This is a genomic window from Methylobacterium sp. WL18 (assembly GCF_008040015.1).
GTDB classification, from domain to species: Bacteria; Pseudomonadota; Alphaproteobacteria; order Rhizobiales; family Beijerinckiaceae; genus Methylobacterium; species Methylobacterium mesophilicum.
Map to the genome: position 1 here is coordinate 1 of NZ_VRVD01000935.1, position 1,363 is coordinate 1,363.

Genomic DNA, 1,363 nt, shown 5'->3' on the forward strand with positions numbered 1-1,363 from the left:
GCCGTCCGGGGCGGCCTCCAGGCTCAGGTCCGTCACCGGATGCCAGGGCGCCTCCGCCTTCGCCTCCGCCTCCGGGGCAGGGCCGGCGGGCTCGGCGGCCGGCACGATCTCGGCCGACAGGATCGGCAATGCGTCCTCGGCCGTGGCGTCGTGCAGGGCGGCCGGGTCGGCCTCGTCCTCCGGCTCGGTCCAGCAGGCCTCGCACGTGGAGGCGTTCAGGGCGATCAGGGCGCCGCAGCCGGGGCAGGGTTTTGCACGCAGCCCCCCTGCCCCGCCGAGCACCTGAGCGGCACTCTGCGCCGTGACGGCGTCCACCGGCCCGTGCATCCGCACCAGGCCGGCATAGTCGAGGATCAGCGCGTCGGCCTTGCCGGGGGCGCGGCGCAGCGCCCGGCCGACCTGCTGGACGTAGAGGCCGGTGCTGCGGGTCGGGCGCAGCAGCGCCACGAGGTCGACCTCCGGGGCGTTGAAGCCGGTGCCGAGCACGCCGACCGAGGTCAGGCAGCGGATCTTGCCCGCCCGGAACGCCGACACGATCCGGTCGCGCTTCCGGCGGGGCGTTTCGCCCGAGACGGTCTCGCAGGAATACCCCTCGGCCCGCACCGCGTCGCGCACGGCGTCGGCATGGGCGAGGCCGGCGCAGAAGGCGAGCCAGGCCCGGCGCCGGCCGCCGTATTCCGCCAGCTCCGCCACGGCGGCCCGGGTGATCCAGTCGCGGTTGACCGCCGCCTCCAGCTCCCCCGGGATGTAGTCGCCCCCGCGCCGGCCGACCCCGGAGACGTCGAGCTGGGTGAGGGTCGCCTTGGAGACGAGGGGCGCCAGGAAGCCCCGGCGGATCAGGTCGCCGGTATCGGCCTCGTAGGCGATCCCGGAAAACAGGCGGCCCTCCCCTGCGTCGAGGCGGCCGGAATCGAGCCGGTAGGGGGTCGCGGTGAAGCCCGCCACCCGCATCCCGGGGGCGAGCGCCCGCAGGCCGGCCAGGAACCGGCCGTAGCGGGTGTGGGCGGCCCGCGGGATCAGGTGCGCCTCGTCGACGATCACGAGGTCGCGCGGGCCCACCGCGTCGAGCCGGTCGGCCACGGACTGAATGCCGCAGACCAGGACCTGCGCGCCGGCCTCCCGGCGCCCGAGCCCGGCGGAGAAGATGCCGGCCGGCGCCTCCGGCCAGTAGCGGGTCAACTCCGAAAAGTTCTGGGCGACGAGTTCGCGGCTGTGGGTGACGATCGCCACCCGGGCGAGGGGGTTTTGTGTCACCGCCTCCCGGGCGAGGGCGGCGATGACCAGGGCCTTGCCGGCCCCGGTGGGCAGCACGACCAGATGGCCGGGCGCCGCCACGGACAGGACGGCCCGACCGGGCTAGACC

At 75.7% G+C, this 1,363-nt stretch carries 1 protein-coding gene; it reads right to left on the reverse strand.

Going from position 1 to position 1,363, the window contains the following annotated elements:
- On the reverse strand, positions 1 to 1,335 hold a 1,335-nt coding region (locus FV228_RS29855; RefSeq protein ID WP_246694080.1), incomplete at its 3' end, for a DEAD/DEAH box helicase.
- Positions 1,336 to 1,363: the final 28 nt, after the last annotated feature.